The organism is Marinomonas sp. PE14-40, from assembly GCF_051623805.1.
Taxonomy (GTDB): Bacteria; Pseudomonadota; Gammaproteobacteria; order Pseudomonadales; family Marinomonadaceae; genus Marinomonas.
Genome location: NZ_CP130700.1, coordinates 1,612,974 through 1,637,093, shown reverse-complemented (window position 1 = coordinate 1,637,093; position 24,120 = coordinate 1,612,974). Strand labels below are relative to the sequence as shown.

General features: G+C 38.1%; 28 protein-coding genes. 17 read left to right on the top strand and 11 right to left on the bottom strand.

The annotated features are described in order from the left end of the window. Positions 1-48: 48 nt before the first annotated feature. Together Q0A08_RS07475 and Q0A08_RS07470 are read left to right on the top strand one after the other, a co-directional pair. Positions 49-336 (top strand): hypothetical protein, encoded by a 288-nt coding sequence (locus tag Q0A08_RS07475; RefSeq protein ID WP_438465908.1) that lies wholly within the window; start codon positions 49-51, stop codon positions 334-336. Positions 337-363: 27 nt separating this feature from the next. After that, positions 364-723 (top strand): hypothetical protein, encoded by a 360-nt coding sequence (locus Q0A08_RS07470; RefSeq protein ID WP_438465907.1) that lies wholly within the window; start codon positions 364-366, stop codon positions 721-723. Positions 724-815: 92 nt separating this feature from the next. On the opposite strand, the gene Q0A08_RS07465 is transcribed toward Q0A08_RS07470, so the two are convergent. Continuing rightward, positions 816-1,712: a LysR family transcriptional regulator gene (locus Q0A08_RS07465; RefSeq protein ID WP_438465905.1), complete on the bottom strand. Its 897-nt coding sequence runs from the start codon at positions 1,710-1,712 to the stop codon at positions 816-818. Positions 1,713-1,817: 105 nt separating this feature from the next. Between Q0A08_RS07465 and Q0A08_RS07460 the strand changes: the two genes are divergently transcribed. The 9 genes from Q0A08_RS07460 to Q0A08_RS07420 all read left to right on the top strand — a co-directional run bounded on the left by Q0A08_RS07460 (position 1,818) and on the right by Q0A08_RS07420 (position 10,524). Next, entirely contained in the window at positions 1,818-2,684 is an 867-nt protein-coding gene (locus Q0A08_RS07460; RefSeq protein WP_438465903.1) for an MBL fold metallo-hydrolase, read from the top strand. A gap of 20 nt (positions 2,685-2,704) precedes the next feature. Beyond that, positions 2,705-3,574: an MBL fold metallo-hydrolase gene (locus Q0A08_RS07455; protein WP_438465901.1), complete on the top strand. Its 870-nt coding sequence runs from the start codon at positions 2,705-2,707 to the stop codon at positions 3,572-3,574. Between the two features lie 4 nt (positions 3,575-3,578). Beyond that, positions 3,579-4,259 carry a glutathione S-transferase N-terminal domain-containing protein gene (locus tag Q0A08_RS07450; protein ID WP_438465899.1) on the top strand — a complete coding sequence of 227 codons (681 nt, stop codon included), beginning with the start codon at positions 3,579-3,581 and terminating at the stop codon, positions 4,257-4,259. Next, complete coding sequence (locus Q0A08_RS07445; protein ID WP_438465898.1) at positions 4,259-5,446, top strand: multidrug effflux MFS transporter; 1,188 nt, start codon at positions 4,259-4,261, stop codon at positions 5,444-5,446. Before Q0A08_RS07450 ends, Q0A08_RS07445 begins: the two co-directional genes overlap by 1 nt. Positions 5,447-5,781: 335 nt before the next feature. Beyond that, entirely contained in the window at positions 5,782-6,189 is a 408-nt protein-coding gene (locus Q0A08_RS07440) for a GFA family protein (RefSeq protein WP_438465896.1), read from the top strand. Positions 6,190-6,260: 71 nt separating this feature from the next. Continuing rightward, positions 6,261-6,767, top strand: coding sequence for a DUF1566 domain-containing protein (locus Q0A08_RS07435; RefSeq protein ID WP_438465894.1), 507 nt, complete (start codon positions 6,261-6,263; stop codon positions 6,765-6,767). Positions 6,768-7,196: 429 nt separating this feature from the next. Beyond that, positions 7,197-8,072 carry a nuclear transport factor 2 family protein gene (locus Q0A08_RS07430; RefSeq protein ID WP_438465892.1) on the top strand — a complete coding sequence of 292 codons (876 nt, stop codon included), beginning with the start codon at positions 7,197-7,199 and terminating at the stop codon, positions 8,070-8,072. Between the two features lie 390 nt (positions 8,073-8,462). Then, positions 8,463-9,233 (top strand): class II aldolase/adducin family protein, encoded by a 771-nt coding sequence (locus Q0A08_RS07425; RefSeq protein ID WP_438465890.1) that lies wholly within the window; start codon positions 8,463-8,465, stop codon positions 9,231-9,233. 115 nt (positions 9,234-9,348) lie between these two features. Further along, complete coding sequence (locus Q0A08_RS07420) at positions 9,349-10,524, top strand: mandelate racemase/muconate lactonizing enzyme family protein (protein ID WP_438465888.1); 1,176 nt, start codon at positions 9,349-9,351, stop codon at positions 10,522-10,524. 35 nt (positions 10,525-10,559) lie between these two features. Here Q0A08_RS07420 and Q0A08_RS07415 read toward each other — a convergent pair whose 3' ends face one another. The 3 genes from Q0A08_RS07415 to Q0A08_RS07405 form a co-directional block, all read right to left on the bottom strand. Further along, a complete protein-coding gene (locus Q0A08_RS07415) occupies positions 10,560-11,507 on the bottom strand; it encodes an amidohydrolase family protein (protein ID WP_438465886.1) in 948 nt (315 codons plus the stop codon). A 43-nt stretch (positions 11,508-11,550) separates the two neighbouring features. Further along, positions 11,551-12,276 (bottom strand): SDR family NAD(P)-dependent oxidoreductase, encoded by a 726-nt coding sequence (locus tag Q0A08_RS07410; RefSeq protein WP_438465884.1) that lies wholly within the window; start codon positions 12,274-12,276, stop codon positions 11,551-11,553. Positions 12,277-12,525: 249 nt separating this feature from the next. Beyond that, a complete protein-coding gene (locus Q0A08_RS07405) occupies positions 12,526-12,945 on the bottom strand; it encodes a nuclear transport factor 2 family protein (RefSeq protein WP_438465883.1) in 420 nt (139 codons plus the stop codon). A gap of 150 nt (positions 12,946-13,095) precedes the next feature. Here Q0A08_RS07405 and Q0A08_RS07400 point away from each other — a divergent pair, with 150 nt between their 5' ends. Next, positions 13,096-13,569 carry a GNAT family N-acetyltransferase gene (locus Q0A08_RS07400; RefSeq protein ID WP_438465881.1) on the top strand — a complete coding sequence of 158 codons (474 nt, stop codon included), beginning with the start codon at positions 13,096-13,098 and terminating at the stop codon, positions 13,567-13,569. Positions 13,570-13,615: 46 nt separating this feature from the next. Here Q0A08_RS07400 and punR read toward each other — a convergent pair whose 3' ends face one another. Further along, entirely contained in the window at positions 13,616-14,518 is a 903-nt protein-coding gene (gene punR / locus Q0A08_RS07395) for a DNA-binding transcriptional activator PunR (RefSeq protein ID WP_438465879.1), read from the bottom strand. A gap of 141 nt (positions 14,519-14,659) precedes the next feature. On the opposite strand from punR, the gene Q0A08_RS07390 reads away from it, so the two are divergent. Next, a complete protein-coding gene (locus Q0A08_RS07390; RefSeq protein ID WP_438465877.1) occupies positions 14,660-15,097 on the top strand; it encodes a DMT family transporter in 438 nt (145 codons plus the stop codon). A gap of 498 nt (positions 15,098-15,595) precedes the next feature. Here Q0A08_RS07390 and Q0A08_RS07385 read toward each other — a convergent pair whose 3' ends face one another. The 3 genes from Q0A08_RS07385 to Q0A08_RS07375 form a co-directional block, all read right to left on the bottom strand. Continuing rightward, complete coding sequence (locus Q0A08_RS07385) at positions 15,596-16,183, bottom strand: YceI family protein (RefSeq protein ID WP_438465875.1); 588 nt, start codon at positions 16,181-16,183, stop codon at positions 15,596-15,598. A gap of 98 nt (positions 16,184-16,281) precedes the next feature. Continuing rightward, positions 16,282-16,944 (bottom strand): glutathione S-transferase family protein, encoded by a 663-nt coding sequence (locus Q0A08_RS07380; RefSeq protein ID WP_438465874.1) that lies wholly within the window; start codon positions 16,942-16,944, stop codon positions 16,282-16,284. 67 nt (positions 16,945-17,011) lie between these two features. Continuing rightward, positions 17,012-17,383 (bottom strand): VOC family protein, encoded by a 372-nt coding sequence (locus Q0A08_RS07375; protein ID WP_438465872.1) that lies wholly within the window; start codon positions 17,381-17,383, stop codon positions 17,012-17,014. Positions 17,384-17,528: 145 nt separating this feature from the next. Here Q0A08_RS07375 and Q0A08_RS07370 point away from each other — a divergent pair, with 145 nt between their 5' ends. Together Q0A08_RS07370 and Q0A08_RS07365 are read left to right on the top strand one after the other, a co-directional pair. Next, on the top strand, positions 17,529-18,392 hold the full coding sequence (locus Q0A08_RS07370) for a LysR family transcriptional regulator (RefSeq protein ID WP_438465870.1): 864 nt from the start codon (positions 17,529-17,531) through the stop codon (positions 18,390-18,392). An 82-nt stretch (positions 18,393-18,474) separates the two neighbouring features. Further along, the gene (locus Q0A08_RS07365) at positions 18,475-18,702 is read left to right on the top strand and encodes a DUF1289 domain-containing protein (protein ID WP_438465868.1); all 228 of its coding nucleotides are present in this window, start codon (positions 18,475-18,477) and stop codon (positions 18,700-18,702) included. Between the two features lie 39 nt (positions 18,703-18,741). Here the strand turns inward: Q0A08_RS07365 and Q0A08_RS07360 are convergent, their stop codons facing one another. Both Q0A08_RS07360 and Q0A08_RS07355 read right to left on the bottom strand, forming a co-directional pair. Beyond that, on the bottom strand, positions 18,742-20,001 hold the full coding sequence (locus tag Q0A08_RS07360) for a sensor histidine kinase (protein ID WP_438465866.1): 1,260 nt from the start codon (positions 19,999-20,001) through the stop codon (positions 18,742-18,744). An 11-nt stretch (positions 20,002-20,012) separates the two neighbouring features. Continuing rightward, positions 20,013-20,690: a response regulator transcription factor gene (locus tag Q0A08_RS07355; protein ID WP_438465864.1), complete on the bottom strand. Its 678-nt coding sequence runs from the start codon at positions 20,688-20,690 to the stop codon at positions 20,013-20,015. 155 nt (positions 20,691-20,845) lie between these two features. Here Q0A08_RS07355 and Q0A08_RS07350 point away from each other — a divergent pair, with 155 nt between their 5' ends. Continuing rightward, on the top strand, positions 20,846-21,871 hold the full coding sequence (locus Q0A08_RS07350; protein WP_438465862.1) for a glycosyltransferase family 2 protein: 1,026 nt from the start codon (positions 20,846-20,848) through the stop codon (positions 21,869-21,871). Next, the gene (locus Q0A08_RS07345; protein ID WP_438465860.1) at positions 21,862-23,322 is read left to right on the top strand and encodes an ArnT family glycosyltransferase; all 1,461 of its coding nucleotides are present in this window, start codon (positions 21,862-21,864) and stop codon (positions 23,320-23,322) included. Before Q0A08_RS07350 ends, Q0A08_RS07345 begins: the two co-directional genes overlap by 10 nt. Positions 23,323-23,419: 97 nt before the next feature. Here Q0A08_RS07345 and Q0A08_RS07340 read toward each other — a convergent pair whose 3' ends face one another. After that, on the bottom strand, positions 23,420-24,103 hold the full coding sequence (locus Q0A08_RS07340) for a DNA-3-methyladenine glycosylase I (RefSeq protein WP_438465858.1): 684 nt from the start codon (positions 24,101-24,103) through the stop codon (positions 23,420-23,422). Positions 24,104-24,120: the final 17 nt, after the last annotated feature.

Genomic DNA, 24,120 nt, shown 5'->3' with positions numbered 1-24,120 from the left:
ATCAATAATTGTAAGTTATTGATGATAATTTTAGAGGGAGTTTAATATATGGATTACTTATCAGCTTGTATTGGAATACTTATCTTACTTAACTTGAGAGTTAGTTACATCGTCTTAAAGCGTGATGATTTAGAGGTCTTTCAAAAAAGCACTCAAGTCATCATGATTTGGTTTTTACCATTTATAAGTGCGCTTGGTTTATGGGCTTTTTATCGCAGCCAAGATGAAAAAAAACCTGTTAAAAACGCATTTTCTACTAATTCTCAAGATAGTATTGGTGCTGCAACCAATGCTGGTTCGCAAACCTGTGGTGGTTCTTCGAGCTCCTGTGAATAGAAGATAAAACTTTAATCAGGAATTAGTATGACTAAGCAAATTAAAAATATTACAACGCAATTAAAAATCGCAGAAGAATACCTTAGAGAAATGCTAAAAGCCGATGATACAAAAGACTCTGAGCTTTATATCAAATGTTATGAAAAAGACCGCATCGCAGACTTTAACCAAGAGCGGTTTCGCAAGGATATTGAGTGCATGCACCAAGACAATGGTATGAATCTTGGTTATGAGTTTTTAAGTTCACTACGGACTCAAACCGTTGATGAATTAGAGGTGTTTAGGTCAGTTTGGAAGGGGATCTATGAAAAACGAGATGCGGTGATTGAGATTGGAATATATGAAAAAGAAGGTATTTGGTATTTGATTCGGTCGGCTGTTTATTAAACGTCCTTAGATCAGATTCAAAGTCACCACAACAAGTTATTAATCTTAATATCGCAGACTCTGTACGATAGGTTTGTCTAGCCTCTTAAAACTTACTTCACATTAGCTTTAAACCAATCTTTTAAAAAGCTTAGAAATAGCGTCATGCGATAGGGCATGTGTCTGCGGGTTGGATATAATCCATATATTCCTAATTCTGGAAAACTTGTTAATCCTGACAATTCTTTTAACTGGTTTTGTTTTACATATTCATGAACAAAAATTGTCGGCACTATACCAATGCCCATTCCAGTTTGAATCGCTTGTATTAATGCGTCTGTATTAGAAACGACAAGAGACCAAGGCTGGCGATAGGTCACATTTTTATCATTCACTCTAAGAGTCCATGTGTCACCATAACGGCTATCTCCCATATGAATACAATCATGATGTTCCAGTTCGCTAAAATGAGAGGGTATTCCTCTTTCTTCTAAATATTGAGGTGATGCATAAAGCCCAAAAGTAGTGGTGCCAAGTTTAGCTGCAATATAGGTCGAATCTTGAAGGTCGAATGACAACCGAAGAGTGAGGTCTATCTCTTCTTCGATAAGGTTCGTTTGAGTATTATTAAAAATTAGATTAAAGCGGATATTAGGGTAGCTCTCTCTGAACATTTTAATCGCAGCGACTAAGAACGGAGCTAGCCCGTCAGGTGCTGAAAGGCGAATTAAGCCATTGGGGCTGTGTTGATGGTCAGAGCTTAAAGAATCTTCGAGCTGTTCAACATCGGCCATAATACGCTTTGCTCCATTGTAGTAGTCTTTACCTCCAGGAGTTAGCTGCATGCTTCTTGTTGTCCGGTTTAAAAGAACAAATCCCAATTCATTTTCTAGATCTGCGATTCTTCGACCTACAATAGCTGGGGTGACGCCGATTGCTTTTGATGCTTTAGCGAAGCTGCCTTTTTCTACAACTGCGCAAAACAGTTGCATATTTTTAAATTTATCCATTCGATACTTCTTGTATATTATGAAATGATAATTAACTCAATTGTTTCGTAATAGTATATTAATTATCTTCTGTTTTACCAACTTTAAGTAAAACAGGATTGCATAATGAATACTTCCTTAACACTAACTGCATTGTCTTTAGTAATAAGCATGGCCGGTGGCGTCAATGCTTCTGAAAGTGCAGACCCTTCAAAACCTGTGATGACTGAGTTAAAGGACGGTGTGTATCAGTACTCTCAGTTTTTTTATAACAGTCTCGTCGTAATAACAGACGATGGCGTTATTGTGACAGACCCTTCAGGTGAAACTCGTTCGAAAATGATGCTTAAGGAAATTGCTAAATTGACCGAGCAACCTGTTAAGAAAGTGATTTATTCACACGATCATTTTGACCACTCTCGAGGAGGCCAAATTTTTAAAGATGAAGGTGCGAAGTTTATTACACAAGAAAAGTGCACCGAACTATTAAGTCGAGACTTAGAAAATAGAGTGGTTCAGCCAGATATTACCTATCAGGATAGTTACTCAATAAAACTTGGTGGGAAACAAGTTGATCTACATTACTACGGGCCAAATGATGGTGATTGTATGAGCATTATTCATATGCCTAAAGATCAGGTTTTGATGGGCGTTGATTGGCATTTACCTGGATATGTTAATGAAGCTTATCGTTTAACTGCGCATAACTATGTCGCAATTTTAAATACGTTTGAAAGAGTTCTTAATGAGCTTGAATTTGACACTGTATTGAGTGGTCATATGCCAATTTCTTCTCCGCAGGCCTTTGAAGAAGATTATCGCTTCAATAAAGCGTTATTTGATGCTGTGTGGGAAGGAATGCAAGCAGGTAAAACAACCGAAGAGCTTAAAAGTACAATCGAACTTCCCGCATTTAGTCACTGGCGTGGTTACGAAGAAAACTTACCTGGACATGTAGAGCGGATGTCTTACTCAATTTGGCACGGTAACTAATTTTGGCTGGGGTTATGTTTATGAAATTCTTTGAGAAAAAAGTAATGCTCATCATGACTTTAATTTTGCTAAGTAACCCTGCTTTCGCTAAGTCAGTGTTAGTGCAAAAACTTGCTGAGCATGTATATGCAGTGAGTATGTTTAATTATACAAGCCTAGTGGTAATTGGTAAGAATGATGTATTGATCACAGATACAGCAAATAGTTTCAGGGCTAAGAAGCTAAAAAGTGAAATAGCCAAAATTACGGATAAACCCGTGAAGAGGATAGTATTTACACATGAGCATTTTGATCATGTCGGTGGAACAAATGTCTTTCCCGATGCAGAAATAATAGCCCAGAGAAATATCATTGAGTATGAAGGTTTAGATCCTTTGAATATGGTGCCTGATGTTATTCACAAAACGTTTGATAAATTTCTGGCAATTGAAATGGGGACTACAAAGGTAGAGTTACATCATTTTGGCGCAGCAGATGGTTTGGCAGTTGCCGCTATTTATTTACCAAAAGAAGGTATTGCAGTTAGTGCAGATATGTATGTTGATGATGGCTTAGGTGCTGGTGTTTTTCTGACGGATACCAATATGTTAGGTAACCGATTATTACTGAAAAAGTTAGTTGAATGGGATTTAAACTATGCAATCAATGTTCATTCAAGAAGACTAGACCTTGCTCCACTTGTAGCAACAAAAAAGTTTTATGATGACTTGTATGATTTAGTACTTCCAGAAATTGAAGCGCAATTAAAGAGTGACCCTTCTAGGTTGGTCTCCAGAATTATTGAAATGAGCGAGACTTTGGAAATGCCTGCCTATAAAAATTGGAAGAATTATCATGATCTTCCTGTGTATATCCAAAAAATGTCATTTGCAATGATTCATGGAGGTTAATGCTATGAAACTATACGTTTTCGATAGCTGTCCATATTGCGTTAGGGTTAGAGCATTTATTGGTCTTAAAGATATAAAATGTGACGTTAATTATATGGTCTTTGGAGAGCGACCTAAGATCTTAGGAAGTGCGCTTGAATACTTTAAAGTACCGGTTCTTGAAATACAGGAAATGGAAAGTAGAAGCCCAAGCGTTATGTTCGAAAGTCTAGATATAATTAGAACATTGGACCAAATTGAGCCTCCGCTACTGGGGGGGTATTTGATCTCTGAGGCTCTTGAGCAACGTTTAGCTCAAATAAAGCCTATTTCAGCTCAACTTCTATATCCGAGAATGCCCAAGCTAAATTTACCAGAACTTGCAACGTCATATGCGCTTGATGCTTTTATTGAATCTCGCAATAAGATGTTAGGGCAAACGATTCATCAGGCATTAAAGAAGACTGACCAATACCTTTTAAAGCTTGATGAACAGCTTATGTTAATGGAGCAAGAAATAGATGTTGATGCGTATCTAGTCGGTAGTCGTAACTTAAACATTAATGATATTGCTGCGTTTTCTGAACTGAGAAGTTATAGCATGATCGCTGAGTTGGTTTTTAGTGAGAAAATGCAGTTGTATGTAGATACTCTTTCTTCTCGTACCAAGGTGGACCTTTATGCGCCAATTAATGGGAGTGAATAATGATAAATAACAAAACACTTTCATTATTAGTTATCTTTTTGTTAGTTCCATTAGGTCCTTTAGCAATAGATATCTATTTACCGTCTTTTCCTCAGATGGTAGATGCGTTTAATGCTTCTGAGAATGATATTAGGCTTACGATTTCTATTTATGTGCTTGCATTAGGTGTTAGTCAGCTATTTGCTGGTCCAATATCCGATAAAAAAGGAAGAAGATTCTCTGCAGTAACGGGATTGTTTTTATATGCGCTTGGTAGTTTGCTTATTGTAAATTCAGCATCGTTACATTCACTTTATAGTGGTCGAATCGTTCAAGGTATCGGTGCTTCGTTTACTATGATTACAGCGATGGCTTGGGTTAGAGATAACTATGAGGGGATAGAAGCTGGGAAGTGGATGAGTTACATCGGAGGTGTAACAAGCGCCGTTCCTACTATTGCGCCATTAATTGGCAGTGGGTTGGCCTTATGGTGGGGTTGGACGAGTGGATTTTGGTTGATGGCAACGATAGCAACATTGTTATTAGCTGTTACTTTTATGGTACTAACCCCTAGTTCACATACTAATAAAACCTTAGATATTGAGGATGTTGAACACCTGAAATGTAATATTAAAGATATTTTTACGAACAGGACTTTTATCACTTATGCCCTTGCAAATACATTGAGCTTTGGCGCCTTGCTAACTTATATCTCTGTTGCACCTATCGTAGCAATGAAAGAAGGTGGTTTTACTCAAATTGAGTTCGCCATAGCTTTTGGAATTATTGGTGGCATACAAATTTTATCGAGTTTTATTGCTCCTCTTATCATGAGAGAATTTGGAAGAAAAAATACAGTATTACTTGGTGCTAGCTTGGTGGTATTGGGAGGATTTGGTCTATTAGCAACACCTTTAAATAGCACAGTTTTATTTTTTATGATGTCTTCAATGGGGGCTTCTGGCTTCAGTTTACTGTCAGGTTCAGCAACATCTTTAGCATTAGAACCTTTTAAATATTGCGCCGGTTTAGCCGCGTCTATTGATGGCTTTTTACGAATGATAGGTGGTGCTTTTCTAACGGCTTTTTCTGGCGTATTTGATATCAATAGTATTGATACACTGGCAGCTGTTTTACTTTTATCATTATTAACCTTTATTTTTGTCACCCTTGATAAACGCAAATATGTCATGAATAAAGAGCATTAAGGCGACTTTGTTCCGAGCCAAATCACGGCTTTCATATGAAACTCGTTATTTGGCTTGGTATAAAGCGTTTATTTGTTACTTTAAAAATACGATAGCAAAAAGCTTCTCTCATTTACTTTCTAAAATACTAATCTCATTGAGTCTCTAGCTAACTTCTTTCTTCTGTTTTGTGTGGCCTTTCATGCTTTTTATTGATTTAGTCTGTCGTCATGAAATAATAAGAATGAAAATTTTATAAGTGTTTTTTGATAATAGAGGCCTTAATAAGGTCAATTCTTTTTTGCGTTTAACGATTAAATGAGAAATGCACTTTTTCGAAAGCTTAGGAAGGTTAGATGTATAAAGGCAGTTGCTTGTGTGGCTCTATTCAGTTTGTGTTAAAAGGTGGGGTAGTTGATCCGATTTATTGTCATTGCTCTTTGTGTCGTAAGGCAAGTGGTAGTGCATTTGCAACAAATGGTTTTATCAATGAAGCAGACTTTGAACTAACCGATGTCAAATCCAGTCTTACTTATTATGAGTCTAGCCAAGATAAGCGTAAGTATTTTTGTTCAATCTGTGGCACACCGATTTATAGTGCTAATGCAGCAAACCCTGACAAGCTAAGAATACGTTTAGGTGTGTTTGATACGGATATTGAAGAACGGCCCATTTCCCATAATTTCATTACTTCAAAAGCAAACTGGGAAGATCTGGGAGCAAATTTACCTAGGTATGAAAAGCATGAGCCATCAAGAAAGTAACGCTAAAATAGTTTAGATTACTTGCACAAAAGTTTAAAATGAAACTTTATAGCTTTAAGGGAATATAGCGAATGATGAAAAGTATTTGTGGCTTTCTTATAACGACATTATTTATAAGTAATTCAGTTCTTGCAGAATGTAATTACCAAAATACCTTAGGTGAGCTAGAAAAACGTTTTACCATAAATGAGGGCCAAGTTTTTGATGCTAAAACAAACCTAACTTGGCAGCGCTGTAGTCTTGGTACTCGTTGGTCTTCTGCTGAAAGTTGCACTGGAAAGGTTGAATATTTAAGTTTGAGAGAGGCTAAAGAGAGAGTCGCCTTATTTTCTGATGGTTGGCGATTACCTAATATTGAAGAATTGTTTAGCCTTTTAGATATGGATTGCACTAAGCCAAGTATTAATACGAAATACTTTTCGGACCTTGTGGAGTCAGCAGAAGGTTCGCCTTACTGGAGTTCGACTGAGGTAAGTGATTTACCCATACTCTTCTATTTTATTGATTTTTGGAATGGAAGTGCTGATGGCCACACTGAGGGTTTTCCTTTGGCTGTGCGCTTGGTTAAATCGTCTTAAGTCGGTATCAGGTGTTGGTTTTCAATAGTGCACTTCACTCTCAATAGTGCACTCCTCAGAGTTTATTTAGACAAATAATACCTTCTTCTAAAAGCCTTTAAATATTTTTCTTTTAGCTCCTTTCTTTTGATTCTCATTATTAAACGTTTTTAGGAATAACCTTAAGTTGAAACGATAATAAATTTTGTTGTTCTAACTTGTCCGAAATAAGAAATAATGTATTTCATTAGCCCTAGTATAAGTAGCTTCTAATGCAAGGGTATACTGCATATGAGCTCTTCTAGCCACTTATTAATAGCCAGAAAAACTTACTTTCTTATTTCTAGAGTAGGAATTTTGACGTCTAAATTTTGTGATTTATCCCTACGGTTAGTAATTGGAAAACATTAAACATTTTCATGATTCTAAAGTTTCATGGATGAAAAAATTATGGAATTTAAATTAGGATTAACCATGTTTAAAAAACTATGTTTTATTTGTATCACTTTAATTAGCTGCTCGCTTTTACAAGCCCAAACGAACATGCAAAACAAAGCTAATCTAGATTTGGTAAAAGGTGCTTTGACTGAAATGTTTGATCAGTCTAATGCGAGCCTTGTTGATGAGTATTATAGTGACGATTACAGGCAACATTCTCCTAGCATTAAAGATGGCAAAGCAGGCTTAGTCAGTGCGATTAAGGGAATGAAGAATAATAATGTTTCGATCAAAAGGGATATTATTCGAACGTTAGCAGAAGGTGATCTGGTGTATATCCAATCTCGTGTGTCTTTTGCTGGTGGCCCATCAAAGGTTGTGGTTGATCTATTTAAGCTCAATAAAGGCAAAATTGTTGAGCATTGGGATGTCGTGCAAGATGAAATTCCAAAAGCGAAAAGTGTTAATGGCAACAGCATGCTAGATGGTCTTGGTAATGCTAATCGCCAAGTATCTAATCAGTACCTTGAGAATAACAAACAAGTGGTAAAAGACTTTATTGAAAAGGGCTTTGCAGGTGATGTGAAGCTGCTAGATAGCTTGTTTGGTGAAGAATATATTCAGCACAATCCTTATGTTCCTAATGGTAAGGAAGCTGTGTTGGGTTTTCTTAAAAATGGCGGTTTTGTTGCAGATATAAAGCAAATTATTGCTCAAGGAGATTTAGTCTCAGTATTGGTTGAGTATGGTCGTGATGGTGATAAATTCCATAATGCCTGTGCGGACTTATTTAGCTTAGATACTAACAGTAAAGTAGTTGAGCATTGGGACACTTGTATGAGTATGCCGGATGAAAGTGAATTTGCTCACGAAAATGGTATGTTTTAAGGTTTCTTAAATCCCTTAAATGCGCTGATTTAACCCCTGAATCAGCGTTTATGGCTGATGCTATTGTGCTTATTTCACTGCTTTCTTCTTTTTGTTCTATTTTAATCTAGAAACCCAAGTGTGATTTGATAAAAAAGTATACGTTTCTTAATTATTAATGAGTCATTAGCTGCATTTTAATCGTTGATGCTGTTTATTTAGGAGTGTATGAATACTAAATTTAAGACACCTAATAAAGCTTTTATATCGAATTTTAAGTACTTGATCATTTAATTATTAATTTTAAAACAATGAATTGGGCGCTCATGTTACTATTTGTGTGATTAAAGTGATGGTGAACAACGTCTAGGTTTACCTCTATTTCTATATGTTTATTGCAGAGGCTTATTCATGTTTGAACTACCTAAAATAAACCTTAAAGGCAAGGTATCAGCCCAAGAGTGGCAGACACGAGTTGAATTAGCTGCGTGTTATCGTTTGTTTGTGATGCATGGTTGGGATGACCTTATTCATACTCATATTTCAGCGCGCATTCCTGACTCTGATCATTTGCTGATTAATGCCTTTGGTTTGAGTTTTGATGAAATTACAGCATCGAATTTAGTTAAGATAGATATACATGGCAATGTTGTTGATCCAGATTGTCCGTTTAAGATAAATCCTGCAGGGTTTACGATTCACAGTGCCGTGCATGAGGCACGTCATGAAGACCAATGTGCCTTACATGTCCATACGAATGAGACGATTGCGATTGCCAGCTTAGAAAAAGGCCTTTTGCCTCTAAGCCAATATTCAATGTTCGCTTTAGCATCCTTGAGTTATCACGACTATGAAGGTCTTGCTGTTAATCATGAAGAAAAGCTGAGATTACAAGAAGACCTAGGTACGGCTAACTTCATGTTATTACGAAACCATGGGGCACTTACTATGGGCAAAACAATAGGTGATGCTTTTATGCATATGTATGATTTAGTGCGAGCATGCCAAGTACAGCTACAAGTAATGTCTACCGGCATGGCGCCTATTTTTGTGGATCAAAGCATTGTAGATGGCATTAAAGCGCAAGCAAATATTGTTCATTCAGGGTTAACGGGCGGACAAAAAGCTTGGCCAGCGATGATGAGAAGAGTATCTCGTCAATATCCAGATTTTGCCGATTAGGCTGATGCGAATATCAGCTTAATTGCTTTTAAAAAATATAAATTAATACTATCTATCTAAGTGTCTGTTGAGGGCACTTATTAGAGCCTTTTTAGTTAATGGTTGAGAGAAAGTTATGAAAATCACTCATGTAGAAATTTTTGATATTGAATGTCCTAAGCGCCCGGCTTGGAACCCTGTGTTTGTTCGTATTCATACGGATGAGGGCATTAGTGGCGTTGGTGAAGCTGGCCTTGCTTATGATTGGGGTCACAGTGCAGCGGCCGCTATGGTTAAGGAAATTGCAGAGGCCGTATTGATCGGTTTTAACCCATTTAATACCGAGCTTTTATGGTCAAAAATGCTGCGTGAAAGCTTTTGGGGATTAGGTGGCGGACCTGTACTTTATTCTGCAATGAGTGCGATTGATACAGCGCTTTGGGATATTAAAGGTAAAGCGCTAGGTGTTCCGGTTTATCAGTTATTAGGTGGTAAGGTAAACGATGAGCTTCGTACCTATGCTAGCCAATTACAATTTGATTGGGATACCACAATTAATAAGTTAATCGAGCCAGAAGAATACGCTCAGGCGGCGCTGAAAGCGGTTGCTGAAGGTTATGATGCAGTGAAAGTTGACCCAATTGTTTACAACCATGATGGCAGCTCTTCATTTGACCGTACTAAGCTTTTCACTAAGCCACAAATGCGTTTGTTTGGTAATCGTTTAAGAGCGATTCGTGATGCTGTGGGTGAAGATGTTGATATCATTTTCGAATCTCACTCGTTAATGGGAGCGGCATCTGCGATTCAAATGGGCAGTGTGATCGAAGAAGTGGGCTGCATGATGTATGAAGAGCCTGTTAACTACTTGAATCCAGCGGTACATAAAAAAGTCGCTGATAATGTCAATGTGCCTATTGCGGGTGGTGAGCGTTTGTACCACAGATGGGATGTACGTCCTTACTTTGAAGATCAAAGCATTGATGTTCTTCAACCTGATGTTGGTCTATGTGGTGGCTTCACAGAAGCAAAGAAAGTGTGTGACTATGCGGATGTATACGATATTCGTATTCAAGCGCATGTTTGTGGTGGACCTGTAGCAACAGCGGCATCATTGCATTTAGAAACCGCGATTCCTAATTTCTTAATCCATGAGCACCATACTTATGCGACTAAAGACTGGAACCGTGAACTGTGTATTCAAGACCCTCAGCCTACAAACGGTATCTTCAAGGTGACGGAAGTGCCTGGTATTGGTATTGACTTAAACGATGAAGTGGTTAAACGCTCGCCAAATGTAACGGTTAAATAATCCATACATTGTACTGTAGATACTCAAGGTTAGGCTTAAATAGGCTTAACCTTGAGTTTGTACCAGTAAGCTGCATTAGAGCAGGTTAATGCTGTGATATGTTCTTCGTTCAATGTTAAGGCTTGTTCCCTAGTTAAAGCGGATTTGTCCTTTAAGCCAATGTTTAAGTAGCTTTGCCATAGTTCACTGTATTCTTTAGAAAAGAGCACTAAAGGAAAGTTACTGGCCAGCATCACCCGTTTATCTCCAAATGCTTTTATGCATTCAGCGATGACCCAAAACTGCCAAGATTCTTGATAGTCCCTTGCTGCCATTTCCCAGCCCGAACATTTAATAGCGCACTGTTCTAACTTACTAAAAGCAATGAGGCCTGTTTGCCACTCTTGCCACTTTTTCTTAAATAACACATCTTCTGTATCAAATGATGCATCCGAAGTGAAGGGTGGCCAACCCGCGTGATTAATAATCAATCTGAGTGTGGGCAAGCTTGCAAGTATCTCTAGTAATAAACTAACAGCGGCTTTATCACTAAGTGACATTTGTAGGTCAAAACTTAATTGGCTCTCAGCAAGGTAGGCTAGGTTGTCTTGCACACTTTTTTGAGAAAGCAGTTCAAAGGCTTCATCATCTAATATATGCCTACAACCGACTATGGATTGATAACTTTTAAGTTGTTGAACTTGTGCAATAAATGCATCTTTTTCAAGGGTTAAATCAATGCCAGCAACCGTTCTAAAGGGCAGAGAGCAACTAGATTCTAGCCAGTCAATTTCTCGCCAAGGCTTTGCATTATCAAAGCCAGCTTCGATATGAACAAAACCTGCTAACTCAACATCTTGATCGAGCAAGAGGGACTTCTCGTGAAAGTTGTGACGCAGTTTGGCTTTATCTGGCCAAAAGGGCGCTTCCTCTTCCTTTAACCATTGATAATGGCCTTGGGTCAGTTCAAAAAAATGTAAATGAGGGTCAATAATTTGCTTCATTTCATTTGCTCAATCAGTTGAATTTAATCAGGTTAATATAGTGTTATTGAGTCGTGTAGCCGCCATCGATTACCTGTAGGCTACCTGTAATAAATGTTGCTTTATCAGAGGCTAAGAATAGGACAAGCTCTGCAACTTCTTCCGGCTGACCTAAACGACCTAGAGGTTGCAGCTTAGCTTCTTCTTGATGTATTTCTTCTTTATTTGCGCCAGATTTCTCGCAGTAATTATCGATTGCTTTGTGATAAAGCGGCGTTTCGATTGTACCTGGACAAACTGCATTGGCCCGAATGTTAAACGGGGCATAATCAAGAGCCGTTGTTTTGGCCATCGAAGCGAGCGCTGTTTTGGTTAAACTGTAAGCAAAAGAATTAGGTTTACCCACTAATGCTTGTTCAGAAGAGATTAAAATAATTGAACCACTCTGATTCTGTTTCATATTAGGTATGACAGCTTTCATAGCTGCATAAGCACCTTTTACATTGATGCTAAAAATCTTATCAAGCTCTTCTTCGCTGGTATCTTCTATTGTTGCTGAGAAATGTATGCCAGCATTCGACACTAATGTATCAACATTATGGTGTTGAGTGATGCCATCAATAATTTTAGCGACTTGTTCGAGATTGGTGATATCGCATGAACAGAATTCTCCAAACTCACTTGGCTGCATATCAAGGTTGAAAACTCGATAATTATTCGCTAAAAAAAGCTTAACAACGCTAAGACCTATTCCTGAGCTTCCGCCCGTAACAATGCATGTTTTTTCCATTTTAATGGCTCGCTTCTTGTCTTGTTAACTAGCAGGAAGATACAGGGTTTGTTGCTAGTTAAAAAGTCTTCTTTCCAGAGTTTTACATAAAACTTTTATTGATTTATAAATTGTCTGATAAGAAAAGAATCGCTTTGAGATATTCGATTATTTTTCAATCCACTTAGCGCAAGAGTGAAAGCAAATAAGCCCCATAGAGGCTTTCGACGGCTACTTTGGTAAAAAGTGAATAACCGCCTTAGTTAGTAGCTAATTCAAGGATGAAAATTGAGCAGAATCAGCAACTTGCCACACGCCAAGAATCTTTCCTTGCTTATCAATATCCCATGTATGGCTGAAGCGAACTTGCTTTAACGGTGAGGACTCCGACTGTTTAACTTGGTAATGACCCAATACAACAACGCTATTCTCCCCATCAATAAACCTATCAGTGAGTGCGGAAAATTGGTAAAGGCCTTGTCGAAGATTTTTGTAAAACACACCTAAAATTTCAGATAAACCATAATAGACCTTTCCTTCAGGAAAGCCTGGAGAAACGTCCCATACGGGAAGGTTTACCATCATTGAATTTAGGGTTTCAATATCTGCTGATTTCAATGCTTTATAAAGATTTTTAACTGTTTTTATGTTTTTCGAGTCTTGTAAATTCTCATTTTTAACTGCTGTCATGCTTCTTTTCCTACATATATAAAATCAAACATACCATACTGTATGGTATGTTTCGTGATATTGTAAAGTTAGATTTAATATTTCTTTATAGACATTAGGCACTTATTTTTTATACCGTTATCTAAAATCACCATTTTTAAGGATTAATGTATGCAAATCACCAACACTATGGAAATAGGAGACCTAGGCGAGATAGTGAAGCAGCACGGTGTTTTATATGGCAAAGAGTATGGTTATGACGCAACCTTTGAAGCTTATGTTGCTGAACCTCTTGCGCAATTTGTGAAACGTAAAAGCCCTAGAGAGCGTATTTGGTTAGCGAAATTAGATGGTAAGTTGTTGGGCTTTATTTGTATTTGTGAGTTATCTAACACTCAAGCACAACTACGTTGGTTCTCGATAAAACCTGAAGCACGAGGAAAAGGGCTTGGTAAACAACTTATGGATAAAGCTTTATCTTTTTGTGTTGAGCAGGAATATCAAAAAGTGGTGCTCTGGACAGTAAAAGGCCTAGAGGCTTCTACTGCTATTTACTTAAAGTACGGTTTTACCATCACTCAGGAGATTGAGCATGAACTTTGGGGCCAATTGCAGCTGGAGCAGTGCTACGAAAAGGTTTTATAGCTGGCACTTATCTAGTTTAAATGACGGCTTTGTTAGAAAGTTGTCATTATTGAATCCATTCTCTATGTAGCTTTTCTGAGTTGCCTAGGTAACTGAGTATCCATTGAAGTGCTGGTGATTTGTTGTCAGTTCTCCAAGCTAGGCAACAAGGGCTAGGCTGTTTGGTATCAATTAAGTGTTTCTCAATTAGCTCTCCTGATTCTAGATAAGTTCGTATTAAGTGCTTTGGAATATAACCTATTCCTAAATTTAAAGCTGCGCACTTAATGGCTTGTTGCCAACCTGGTACAACTAAGCGACGTTGATTCGCAAGTAACCAAGTCGTTCTTTGAATAATCTCTCTGGAACTGTCCTCAAGACAAATTGAAGGATAAACAGATAATTCTGAGGCTTGAAGCTTATGCTCAGTAACCGCTAAAGGGTGGTTTTTACCAACTACAAATGCCCAATTAATAGAGCCCATATCTGTATATTGAAAATTTCCGCTAATAGGTACCGCAGTGGTAGCTCCTATAGCAATATCACTACGTCCAGAACCGAGTGATTCCCATACTCCGTTAAATACCTCCATCCGTATGATGAGCTCAACATTATTAAAATTATGATAAAAATCAGCAATCATTTCGTTTATACGATCAGTGCAAACGATAACGTCTATTGCAATAGATAAAGCAGGTTGCCAGCCATTAGCAACTCTCTGGGTTTCCTGCTTTATTCTCTCCATTTTTATTAGCATGTTGCGAGCTTCTTCGGTGAAATGTCTTCCCGCTGGTGTAAGTGTGATGCTTCTGTGATGACGTTGGAACAGTGTTACACCTAGTTCTAATTCAAGTTGTTTTACTGTATGACTAATTGCAGATGGTACTTTGTGAAGCTCTTTTGCTGCTGCACTAAAACTTCCTGTTCTGGCAATAGTATCTATGAGTTGAAATGAAGATTTAGAAAGCATAATAAAATCTATTCTTAGGGTGAAATATTTTGAACCAAGTTATCAAAACATAACGTTTTACGTAGTGTTTGTACAATTATATGCTTTAAAAGCTCCTAGTAAGTAGGAATGTTTTTAAGTTAAACAAAAGGGAAATTAGTTTTGAACAATACTATAAGTTTGGTTGTTATTGCAGCTTTCGGTGGATTTGCTGTCGCTCTACAAGGGCAGTTTATGGGTATTATGGATCGTAGTGTCGGTACGAGTGGAAGTATGTTTGTTAATTATATTAGTGGTGCAGTAGTTGCCTGTATATTGTTACTGATATTTCAAGGTGATATTGATAAAAGCTGGGGTAAGGTGCCATGGTACGCTTTTAGTGCAGGCATCTTAGGGTTGGTGATTGCTGGTACAATTGGCTATACGGTACCGCGTTTAGGATTATCAACCGCTTTTGTTGTAGTCGTATCATCACAATTCTTTGTCTCAATAATATTAGATCATTTTGGCTGGTTTGGTGCTTCTATTAAACCTATTGATATGAATCGTTTAGTTGGCGTTACCGGTCTTCTTGTTAGTGTTTGGTTAATTACGAAATAGAAAATTTTAAGATTATTTAATTTCATACAAATAACATTGATTGGATGGTTAAGTCCAAATCACCAAGAAAAGTAAAGATAGGTATGGCAGTCAGAGTATTGGCTGTCATACAACTAATTACTACGAAAAGGTTTTATAACCTAGGGACGCTGCGAATAAGACCTCCCGCTTCTGTTTGTGAATAAAAGTACTTAGATTGATGGCGAGACGTGAAACTTAATCCTTGTGCTATTGGTAAGCGCCGCAACATAAAGGTAAGACTTTTAGGTCACGCCTTTAGTGTTTTTAGATAATACCTACACTGACTTTCTATTCATCAAGCACATAGTGGCGTCTTGTTTGAGGCTTTTCCCATATACCTTAAAAGAGCAGACTGAGAAGAGGCGACTTAATCGCAGCTTCCTAGTGCCTGATTAAGAGCAGCTAAAGATTAAAAATGGCAGTTCCCATAATGAGAGCTGCCATGTTTTATCGTTTGAGCTTTACCTTTATGGCTAATTAGTCTTCAGAAAAGGTAAGTGTAAAAGTCACTGGTACAGCGGTTGCAATTGAAGGCAGTTTGGCCAGTTCTTGTAGTTTTTTGATGCCTTGGGTGACTTCAAAATCTTTACTATTGATGATAACTGGCTGTAATGATGAAACGGTTAAGTCGTCATTTTCCAAACGGGTTACTAGGACATCAATTTTTAATGCTTTCTTTTGGCCATGAAAATCTAGCTCGGCCTCAATCCCTTTTATGATATGTATACTTTCTTCATCTATATTCGAAAGCTGATTACTTAGGTCTGCTGTCAGAACTGCACTAGGGTAGTTTAGTGTTTCAAATACAAATTTAGTAAGTCGCTCGTTACGAATAGGGATCATAGTCTCTGCAGACGCTAGGTCGATATCAATACTTAAAGCTCCTTGATCGGAAATCGTACCTGATAACGTTTTAAAGTGGTGTACTTCTGCAACACTGCCTTTTTTAATGGAAACAAAGCTAAGTTGGCTTTTATCATTTTCTAACTGCCAATCAGCTTGAGCAAGGCTAGATGCAGCAAAACATGAAAGAGATAGTCCTAGAGTAGCGAATGTTTTTAGCATGATGTAATCCTCAGTCGGTAATCTTGTTATTAATCAGGGGATGATGCTAATTATAAAAGACTTTTGTTAAAGCATTCTTAAGCGTTATGTTAAATGTATTATCCTGTAATATAAGTATTTTGCTTTTTGATGAAATTTAGCAATAACTCGTCGTAATTCATGGGCACTGCATCTTGGATGGATTGACGTTTAGCAAGTCCATTGTGCCATTTTAGTATTCTTGGAAGACCACAAAATAAGTTTGAGTTTGTGAGTAAACCGAGCACATGGAAGTATCTGAAAATGGTTGCGAAAACAGCATCTACCATATAAAAGCCATCCTCAAAAAAGCCGTCATTATCTGAAAGTCTTGATTCTATGATTGTTAATTTGTTCTCAATACTTACTAAGGTTTTATTTACCTCGTTGAGGCTTTTATCTTGGTAAATCAGTTTTGCAACTAGGTTTAAAATATCAGTCGCGAATGCGATCCAAGCACAATGGCTAGCTTTTAAAAATGTATTTTTTGGATAGAGTGAATTAGGTGAAACAGTATCAAGGTATTGGCAAATAACATCTGATTCAAAGAGTATCTGTTTCTCGTTTATGACTAAAATGGGTACTTTTTTGACCGGGGAAAGTTTAGAAAGCCAGTCTGGTTTTTTGTCTAAATCAATATCGGTTCTTAGATAGGGGATTTGTTTTTCTATCATGAGAATAACGACCCTTTGTACATAAGGGCAAATTTGATGGCCGATGAGATGAAAATTTTGTTGAGTCATAATTTAGTGCCTTTAACTTTTTTAAAAGGCCGTTCTGCTTCCTTTTTCTAAGCAGAACGGGATAGTCTTAAGTCATGCAATGGATATTTAATTTATTACCATCTAAGTCACGAAAATAAGCGGCATAAAAACCAGTATCGCCACGAAAACCCGGATCTCCTTCGTTTTTAGCGCCTAGTTTTAATGCTTGCTTATGTATGGCGATGACCTGCGTTTTGTCTTTTGCCGCCAGTGCTATCATGACGCCATTACCTACACTTGCTTCTTTTAAATCTGCAGGCGTATGAATCGAAAACATGGGAGTGTTAGGTGCTGTTGCCCAAGCAATAAAGTCGCTTTCTTGCATTGCCCTTGCCGCGCCAAGTAATTCAAATAGCACATCATAAAATGATGCCGAGCGGGATAAATCATTTGTTCCAACGGTTGTATAAGCAATCATGAACCTGGTTCCTCTTCCTTTTAATCTTTACCAAAAAGACTTTTTGGCTGCTTCGTAATCAAGAGTTAAAATCATAGGGGTTTGCAAAAATGAAAACAATTTGTAAATATGACAAGTATTTTTTCATTTTTGACGAGGGCGTTTTATGGATTGGAATGCCATAAAAATTTTTACAGCTGTGGCTCACAGTAGAAACTTAGTGGCGGCGGCTACATCTTTGGGTATGAGCCATTCGACTATCTATCGACGTTTGAATGATTTTGAAGAAGAGGTTGGCCGACTATTTGAACGTTTAAATGGTAATTATGAACTAACAGAGCTCGGTGAGAATATGCTTGTTAGGGCGCAACATATTACCCATTCATTTGAAGATATTGAGCGTGATATTGTTGGTATGGATACTCAGCTAAAAGGGGTTGTGAGAATCACGGCACCAAGCAGTTTTTCTTATCATATTTTACCCAATTACATTGCGCAATTTAACGAAAAATACCCTGATATTCATATTGAGTTATTAGTCACAAATTTAGAGCTAAATATGACTAACCGACATGCAGACATTGCCATTCGAGTGACATCAAAACCACCAGAACACCTTGTGGGGCGTGAAGTACGGCGTATTAAGTGGGGGGCATATGCGAGTCAAAACTATCTTGATAAATTTGGCCAACTAAAGCAAATTGAGGACCTAGAACAGCATAGTCTTATTGGGGCTGCTGGTTCATTAAGAAGCCACAAAGTATTTCTTGAATTGGATCAATCTCACTCATTTGCTATTCAGCAAAGAACGGATGATCTGGTCGCTATGTCATCAATGGCTTGTAGTGGCCTAGGTATTGCTATATTGCCAGATGATCTTACCCAACCTGGATTAGAGAGACTCTTTACTTATGAACAAGGTAACGAGAATCAGCTATGGGTGTTAACGCACCCAGATTTACGAAAAGTCGCGCGTATCAAAGAAGTTATGAGATTTCTAAATGATGTTCTCTCAAGTGACACTCTATAATTCGATAAAGAAAGTTTGGCTAACGCTTTGATTAAATCGGCCTAGACTTAAGGAATAGATGAAAAGTGTAAGAGAGATGTTTATGTCTGGCCATTTAGACGTGGAGAAAGGGGATGATCTAGTTGATGATATCTCTTCGCCTTGTGTACGTAATTGTTGTTTAGATAATGCTGAGATTTGCTTGGGATGTTTTCGATCACTGACTGAAATATTGTTATGGAATAGAGCGACACAGATTCAAAAACGGGAAATTCTTATCCAGTCTCGTTCACGTAAAGATTCCCGTGAGGCAGCTCTAAAAGGTTTTTAGTCCTAGAGCTGCCTATAGACCTAATAACGCGGTATGTCTTTAATCAAAATGAATACAGGCAGTACAGCCTTTATTTGGGTTGTCTATCAAGCTAAAGTGCCAACCATATTTTTGGCAAATATCTTTGACAATTAACAAGCCTAGTCCAAAGCCATCTGCCTGCTCTGGTTTATCTTTTAACCCTATGCCTGTATCTATGACACTAATGCTGTTTTGATCTAGTTCTATTCTGATACTTCCTTCAAATGTACAAGAAAAGGCATTCTTTATCATATTGCCAACTAGGATTTGAATAATACTTTCGGGTACTTTGATCATGCAGGGCGATTTGCTCTGAATTAGGTAATTAACGGGCTTATCTTCTAATAAATGCTGATGGGTTTTAATGATAGTTTCAATACAACTTTCTTTCAGTTCATAGGCTTTTGGTGCTTCGATTTTTTCTTCCCTTGTGAGAGATAGTAATGTGGTGACAAAAAGATCCATCTCTTGGGTCGAGGTGTCTAGCCTTAACCTTTGTCGCTCAACAAATTCAGGTTCTTTTGAATGCCCTAATAAGGAAATCGCACCTTTCATTACCATGAGAGGGCTACGTAACTCGTGGCTAGCATAGCGAGTAAAGGCTCTTTCCCTTTCCACTAATCGTTTAATCTTTTCTTGGTATTCATTGATGCGGCTGGTTAATTGCCAAATTTCTTTAGTTGCACCGCCGTCAGGTAAACTTAAGGGCTCAAAGTGGTTAACCGAGCGCTGTTTTAATTCTTTAGAAAGCTTAGATAAAGGGGAGGTCAGTCGATCCGAAACCTTCAAAATGATAAATAAACTTATGCCTAACAGGATTAACGAAAACAACATTTGTTTATATTGAGTTTGGAACATTTGTTCTTCGCTTAACTCATAGACGTCATCATAATGCAGCAGGTAAATATCTTGCATTTTGCCCATGACTTGGCGTGTGGTTTTCATTATGAAGAAGTCGTAATATCGAGAGTCATAATCATCGATTTCATACAAGGTATTGAGTTCTAATGGGTCTGGTAAACTGACATTCTCAGGCAGGGATTCAAGCCCAACAAACACAGAGCTATAGGGGGAAACCGTCAAGTTTTTTGTACCTAGACCTAAGGCAGGCAAGGCAAGCTGTAAGTCTTTGTTTAAGCGGTTTTTTGCGTTTAACTCTTCTAAGTCTTCTAGTGTCGAATTAAACAATGAGAAGTGAAACACTATGATAGCAAACGCCAGCCCAGCAAAATAAACGAAGGTAAGCTGTTTGGCTGAGCGTATGTTATTAAAATTCAAAATAAGATTACCTATTGAGCATTGGAAATAAGCTGATAGCCAAGTTTTGGCACAGTTTTGATATAAGCGTGCTTAAAAGGTTTGTCTATTAAACTTCTAAGTTGATACACATGACTTCGTAGTATGTCTTTCTCTGGTTCATTTTCTTGCCAAATAAGTGCAGAAATCTCATCTTTACTGACAACTTCGGGTGCTCTTAGCATGAGTATTTTTAGTAAATTAAATAGGGTTGGGTTGAGAGGGAAGCGACAGCCATTTCTTTCTACAGTATGGTTATTGATATGCAGCGTCAGCTCTTCGAATTCAAGCTTTTTAGTGGCAATCATGCCTTTTTGACGACGACATAGGGCTGTAATTCGGGCTTCTAGGATTTCTAAATCAAAAGGTTTAACAAGGTAATCATCAGCCCCTTGATCAAAGCCAACTAACATGTCTTCGCGTGTATCACGTGCGGTGAGCATAATAATGGGGGTTGTGATGCCTTGTTCTCTCAGCTTTTGGCATACAGCGAGGCCATTCATTCTAGGCAACATGATATCTAAGATAATCAAGTCATAATGGTTTTGACAGGCTAGGTCGTAACCTTGTATGCCATTATTTGCGTAATCAAGGTCATATCCCTTAATTTCAAAGTATTCAAAAATAACAGCCGCGATGTCTTTGTGATCTTCAATCAATAATAAATTCAATCTAGCTTACTCTTAAGGTATTCAAAATAGAGGGGTTTCAGAAGATTACTACTTACACCTTAAGGTAACCTTAAGCTTGTCAAAAAAATGTCACTGACCTTTTGCTGACATCATCCTCTTTATGCTGATGCTTCAATTAAGTTAAGGCGTCAGTTATGTCCATCATTGCGTTATCAAATAAGATTCCTAAGTTAAACATCCACAATTTCGAACCCGATATTTTGGTGTCTATTATTGTACCTTTTTATAACGAAGAAGCAGTGTTATTACTGTGTCATCAAAGGTTGATTAAAGTATTAGATGAGATAGGCCAGCAATGTGAAATTGTTTATGTGGATGATGGCAGCAATGATGCTAGCTGGCAGTTAGTGAGCCAACTTAAGAGTCAACATCATCAAATTCAAACCCTAAGTTTGAGCCGTAACTTTGGTAAAGAAGCGGCAATGACTGCTGGACTTAAGGCTAGCCAAGGCAAAGCAGTTATTTTAATTGATGCTGACTTACAAGACCCACCAGAATTAATAATACAAATGCTAGAGAGCTGGAAACAAGGTTTTGATGTGGTAGATATGCAGCGACGCGTACGTCACGGTGAAAGCTGGTTTAAGCGTCAAAGTGCTGCCTTGTTTTATAAGTTGATGAGTTATTTAAGTGAAATTCCTATTCCTGAAAATGTGGGGGATTTTCGCTTATTAGATCGCAGGGTAGTGGACGAAATTAATGCCCTACCTGAAAAAACACGCTTCATGAAAGGTTTGTTTGCTTGGCCTGGTTTTAAGCGCACCTGTTTGCAGTTTGACCGTGACCCAAGACTTGCGGGGGAGACCAAATGGAATTTCTTAAAGTTATTAGATCTTGCCTTTGAAGGCGTGTCTTCTTTCAGTATTAAGCCTTTAAGGATCGCGACGGTTGCAGGTGTGATTACCTCATTGTGTGCTTTGACCATGCTGATTGTTATCTTGGTGAAAACCCTCATGTTTGGGGAGCCGGTAGCAGGCTACCCTTCTTTGATTACCGTCATTCTCTTCTTAGGCAGCGTACAACTTTTATCCATTGGTTTATTAGGTGAGTACATAGGCAGGCTTTTTATCGAAGCCAAACAAAGGCCTGTATATCTATTAATGGAGCATAATAAGCAGCAAAAGACCAAGCAAGTTGAGGGTGAGCTTTCATGTCAGTAATGAAATCTGGATCAACTTCTTTAAAACAGACAGATCGTTTTAGTTTGCAGCAAAAAGCCATCGTCTTATTGGCATTGTGTTTATTGGTTAGGTTTTTAAGCCTTGGTTTGTACCCTTTGATGGATACAACTGAAGCTAGGTATGGGGAAATGGCACGTATCATGTTTGAAACGGGGAACTGGATAACCCCTATGTTTGATTATGATATTCCATTTTGGGGTAAACCTCCTTTGTTTAGTTGGCTCAGCGCATTGGGCTTTTCAACCTTAGGTGTGACCGAGTTTGCTGCTCGTGTACCGCATTTTCTAGTCTCCTTGCTTGTAATTGTATTGGTTTTTAAATTAGCAAAAAGTGTTCATCAAAAAACTGAAACGGCTTACCTTGCGATATTGATTCTTGCTTCTACTTCGGCCTTTAGTTTGTACTCTGGCGCAGTGATGACAGATACAGCTTTAACCTTTGCTATTACCTTAAGTATGGTGAGTTTTTGGCAAGCCTGGCAATTAAAATCTCGCTTATGGGGTTATGCATTTTTTATCGGTCTAGCTATCGGTTTGTTATCAAAAGGGCCTTTAGCACTTGTTCTCGTGGGTATGAGCATCTTTTTGTGGGTGTTATTTGGCAACCATTGGCGCAGGTTATATCAAGCTTTACCTTGGGTTACTGGCAGTTTATTCATGCTTGTTATCAGTTTACCTTGGTACATTATTGCTGAGTATGAGAGCCCTGGTTTTTTAAATTACTTTATTGTTGGGGAGCACTTTAAACGTTATATGGTGAGTGGTTGGAGCGGTGACCTTTATGGAACCGCTCATAAGCAAACTCGTGGTACTATTTGGCTGTATTGGCTGGTGGTTATGCTGCCTTGGACACCAATATTAGTCTATCAGGTTGTGCGCTTATTTAAGCAAGGTAAGGAGACTCAATCCTCAAATAATGGTTACATCAGTTTCTTATGGTGCTGGGTGTTAGCCCCACTGATTTTATTTAGTTTTGCTGGCAATATTTTACACAGTTATTTGATGCCAATATTACCGGCAATTGCCTTATTAATTATGGCTTATCATGAAAGGCAAAATATCTCAGAACATGTCTTTAAACTGGCGTTATTTACACCAATTTTATTATCTGTATTAATTTTTGCGATAAGCAATGGCTGGACATCAAAGCAATCAGAAAAAGGCTTGATGCAAGTTTGGAGTAAACAGCAAGAAGCCAATAAGAGTGACCTCGTTTATTTAGGAAAGCGTCCATTCTCGGCCCAGTTTTACTCTAATGGGAAAGCGGTAAGTCAGGTAGAAAGTTTTACTTCGTATCGTTCTAAGCTTAAGCGTCCTAGCTTTGTGGTTTTAGCTAAGAAGTCTATGGCATCTAAGATTAAACGATTTGGCTGTGAGGTGAGAGGTGAATCTAAAAAACGTTATCTGCTTTATTGTACAAATCCAGAGTAGGGTGTCGATAACGTATTTATATGGAAGCAGAATAAGAGCATGATTAAATTGAACATGCTCTTATTGAAAGTGCTAGCTCTCTTAAAAGTTACGGGCTCTAGTGATTAACACTGTAGGCAATAATCTGGCTGATTTGAGTCATTGGACGCTGGCTCTCTTGCTGCCAATGGTTGAAGGCATCTTGAGCTGCACGCCAAGCCGCTTGGGTGTCGCGTCCAGTGGTAATAATCTCTCTATTTCTAAGATAACCTTCCACATCACGGCTTAGTATAAAGGTATCTTTACCCATAATACGCAATGAATAAGGGCCTGTGTTACCACCCAGACGTTTTCCTTCTTTTTTAAGATATGCCCATAAACCGATAATGTCTGAACTTGGCCAATTTGCTATCATATGTGAGAAGCTACCGTGATTTAGGCTGGCTTCATGCATCATTAAAGCATTTTCTCTGATGGTCATAACCTTGGTGAAATTACGAATGATGCTAGCGTCTCTGGCTTTTTCTTCCCACATTTCGTCACTGATTAGCAGCATTTTTTCGATATCAAAACCAAAAAATGCCGCTTCAAAATTTGGCCATTTATTACGCACAACTTGCCAGCTAATACCCGACTGAAAGATCTTCTGAGTCATAGCGGCAAGCCAGCGATCGTCTCCAATCGCTGCAAGTGCTTCTTGGCTTAAAGGCTTATCTAATAAGGTTTCTAGTGCGGCTTCACCCTGATGTCGTTGGGCTGCTCTTTGATAAATACTGTCAAATGCTTCGTAAGCGTGACTCATTTTTAATCCTGTTAAAA

Bases quoted from the DNA above. Each gene is read 5' to 3' on its own strand.
- Q0A08_RS07350 (WP_438465862.1), top strand. From the start codon at position 20,846: ATGTCCATCATTGCGTTATCAAATAAGATTCCTAAGTTAAACATCCAC.
- Q0A08_RS07375 (WP_438465872.1), bottom strand. From the start codon at position 17,383: ATGATTGCTTATACAACCGTTGGAACAAATGATTTATCCCGCTCGGCA.
- Q0A08_RS07365 (WP_438465868.1), top strand. From the start codon at position 18,475: ATGTCTGGCCATTTAGACGTGGAGAAAGGGGATGATCTAGTTGATGAT.
- Q0A08_RS07470 (WP_438465907.1), top strand. From the start codon at position 364: ATGACTAAGCAAATTAAAAATATTACAACGCAATTAAAAATCGCAGAA.
- Q0A08_RS07460 (WP_438465903.1), top strand. From the start codon at position 1,818: ATGAATACTTCCTTAACACTAACTGCATTGTCTTTAGTAATAAGCATG.
- Q0A08_RS07430 (WP_438465892.1), top strand. From the start codon at position 7,197: ATGGAATTTAAATTAGGATTAACCATGTTTAAAAAACTATGTTTTATT.
- Q0A08_RS07425 (WP_438465890.1), top strand. From the start codon at position 8,463: ATGTTTGAACTACCTAAAATAAACCTTAAAGGCAAGGTATCAGCCCAA.
- Q0A08_RS07435 (WP_438465894.1), top strand. From the start codon at position 6,261: ATGATGAAAAGTATTTGTGGCTTTCTTATAACGACATTATTTATAAGT.
- Q0A08_RS07415 (WP_438465886.1), bottom strand. From the start codon at position 11,507: ATGAAGCAAATTATTGACCCTCATTTACATTTTTTTGAACTGACCCAA.
- Q0A08_RS07370 (WP_438465870.1), top strand. From the start codon at position 17,529: ATGGATTGGAATGCCATAAAAATTTTTACAGCTGTGGCTCACAGTAGA.
- Q0A08_RS07400 (WP_438465881.1), top strand. From the start codon at position 13,096: ATGCAAATCACCAACACTATGGAAATAGGAGACCTAGGCGAGATAGTG.
- Q0A08_RS07445 (WP_438465898.1), top strand. From the start codon at position 4,259: ATGATAAATAACAAAACACTTTCATTATTAGTTATCTTTTTGTTAGTT.
- Q0A08_RS07450 (WP_438465899.1), top strand. From the start codon at position 3,579: ATGAAACTATACGTTTTCGATAGCTGTCCATATTGCGTTAGGGTTAGA.
- Q0A08_RS07340 (WP_438465858.1), bottom strand. From the start codon at position 24,103: ATGAGTCACGCTTACGAAGCATTTGACAGTATTTATCAAAGAGCAGCC.
- punR (WP_438465879.1), bottom strand. From the start codon at position 14,518: ATGCTTTCTAAATCTTCATTTCAACTCATAGATACTATTGCCAGAACA.
- Q0A08_RS07420 (WP_438465888.1), top strand. From the start codon at position 9,349: ATGAAAATCACTCATGTAGAAATTTTTGATATTGAATGTCCTAAGCGC.
- Q0A08_RS07380 (WP_438465874.1), bottom strand. From the start codon at position 16,944: ATGACTCAACAAAATTTTCATCTCATCGGCCATCAAATTTGCCCTTAT.
- Q0A08_RS07465 (WP_438465905.1), bottom strand. From the start codon at position 1,712: ATGGATAAATTTAAAAATATGCAACTGTTTTGCGCAGTTGTAGAAAAA.
- Q0A08_RS07385 (WP_438465875.1), bottom strand. From the start codon at position 16,183: ATGCTAAAAACATTCGCTACTCTAGGACTATCTCTTTCATGTTTTGCT.
- Q0A08_RS07405 (WP_438465883.1), bottom strand. From the start codon at position 12,945: ATGACAGCAGTTAAAAATGAGAATTTACAAGACTCGAAAAACATAAAA.
- Q0A08_RS07410 (WP_438465884.1), bottom strand. From the start codon at position 12,276: ATGGAAAAAACATGCATTGTTACGGGCGGAAGCTCAGGAATAGGTCTT.
- Q0A08_RS07475 (WP_438465908.1), top strand. From the start codon at position 49: ATGGATTACTTATCAGCTTGTATTGGAATACTTATCTTACTTAACTTG.
- Q0A08_RS07455 (WP_438465901.1), top strand. From the start codon at position 2,705: ATGAAATTCTTTGAGAAAAAAGTAATGCTCATCATGACTTTAATTTTG.
- Q0A08_RS07345 (WP_438465860.1), top strand. From the start codon at position 21,862: ATGTCAGTAATGAAATCTGGATCAACTTCTTTAAAACAGACAGATCGT.
- Q0A08_RS07440 (WP_438465896.1), top strand. From the start codon at position 5,782: ATGTATAAAGGCAGTTGCTTGTGTGGCTCTATTCAGTTTGTGTTAAAA.